The sequence below is a fragment of the Hyunsoonleella ulvae genome, assembly GCF_016827605.1.
Lineage (GTDB): Bacteria > Bacteroidota > Bacteroidia > Flavobacteriales > Flavobacteriaceae > Jejuia > Jejuia ulvae.
The window spans coordinates 1-1770 of the sequence record NZ_JAEPJQ010000013.1; the positions used below are offsets into that span (position 1 = coordinate 1).

Consider the following 1770-nt stretch of genomic DNA (forward strand, 5'->3'; position numbering starts at 1 on the left):
TTGATAACGCTGCGCGTTAGCCAACATTCCAACACCACATTAGCATTATGATATAATTAAAAATAAAATAGTAAATTTAAACTCATCTAAGGTACTTGCTTAAACAATGGCTTTTCATAGGACACATTGTTGGCAACCGTTTTTTATAATATTAAATACTCAGTCCGAGATTTTATTAATCGGTTGGATTTCTGGTTTGTGATGTGGCTGATAATGGTTATTCTTTATCTTCAATCGGTTTATGTCTCAAACGACTTAATTCAACTTTCAAAGAATCACTCTTCACTTTCAGAGAATTATATTCATTCTTTAAAGAATCAGAATCTTTCTTTAAAGTTTCAAATCGATTCTTTAAACCGCTGTATTCGGACTTTTGATATAGATTTAAGCAACCAAAAACAATAGTCAAAATGATAGGAACAACTCTATACCAGTCCAATGGCTTTGCTTTTAAACTTTTCTTGAACGCTAAATACCCTTTACCAAAACTCTTAAGTTCGATACCTTTTTCATCCAAGAGTAATATATGTCCTTCTTGTTTTTTAAACAGTTTTTCTTTAAGTCCAAAAATCTCAATTTGGTCAGCGAGGTCTAATTTCTGGGATTTTGTCATCTGTTCTGCTCGGAATCTCATGCTTTCGTTCAAGAATTCCTCAACGGTAAAATCTTGGAAAGGATTGCCTAAAAAATCATTGACTAGTTCATCGATATATTTTATAATGATTTTTTCATCCATATTATCTAAATGTTCTTTCAAATGGTTGCCAACGGTTTTGTGTATGGCTCGTTGCGGGAAATCCGCGAGGATTTTCCGCCGTAACCGAAAGATAGCAAATTGCAATGAATTCCGATTAGGAATTCAGCCGCAATGAGCTATAGCATCGATGAAAAAGCAGTAAGTCGAGTATCTTTAAGGTTCACGATAAACGATTAAGATATGAACACTCAAATTACTGCTACCCCTAAGTTATACATAGGGATTGACATACACAAGCGAAGTTGGAAGATACATTGTAGTACGGACTTATTTTCGGGCAAGACATTTAGTATGTCTGCTAGCCCCGAACAATTAAAAGGCTATGTGGATAAACATTTTCCAAATCACGCGGTAAGTACAGCCTACGAAGCGGGTTGTTGTGGCTATTATGCGCACCGTTGTTTTAAAAGTTACGGTTGGGACTCTTTGGTGGTTAATCCGGCGGAGATTCATCGCAAGGGCAAAGAGCGTTACACAAAAACGGATTGTATTGATGCACAATTGATAAGCCGAGAGCTTAAAGACGGGCGCTTAGAAGGCATTCATGTGCCCTCAATAGAACGGGAGAGTCTTCGAAGTCTGTTTCGAAGGCGTAATGACTTGGTCAAGGACTTTCGAAGGATCAAGAGTTATATAAAAATGCAATTGTTATATTTTGGTATTAAAGAGCCTATAGAGTTTGATAACGATCATTGGAGCCATGCGTATAGAAAATGGTTGGATACTATGATGTTTAAATATCCAACGGCCAAGGCAACTCTTGAGAGTAGACTTCGATTTTTCAGGTTTGTAGATAAAGAACTTCGTGATGTATCGACCCAAATTCGGGGGTATTGCAGAAAGTATCATAAGAAAGATTATTACTTACTGCGGAGCATTCCTGGAATAGGGGGTATCGTGGCCTGTGGTATTATAAGTGAATTGGGCGATTTACGTCGTTTTAATAATGTAAAGCATTTGGCGGGCTATGTAGGGCTATCTCCCGGGGTTTATCAAAGCGGCGGTAACTATAA

Annotated in this window: 2 protein-coding genes; one reads left to right on the forward strand and one right to left on the reverse strand. The window is 37.2% G+C overall.

Annotated elements, in window-relative coordinates:
- Positions 1-217: 217 nt before the first annotated feature.
- Positions 218-757, reverse strand: coding sequence for a hypothetical protein (locus tag JS605_RS17400; RefSeq protein ID WP_203259002.1), 540 nt, complete (start codon positions 755-757; stop codon positions 218-220).
- A gap of 180 nt (positions 758-937) precedes the next feature.
- On the opposite strand from JS605_RS17400, the gene JS605_RS17405 reads away from it, so the two are divergent.
- On the forward strand, positions 938-1770 hold an 833-nt coding region (locus JS605_RS17405; RefSeq protein WP_203259003.1), incomplete at its 3' end, for an IS110 family RNA-guided transposase.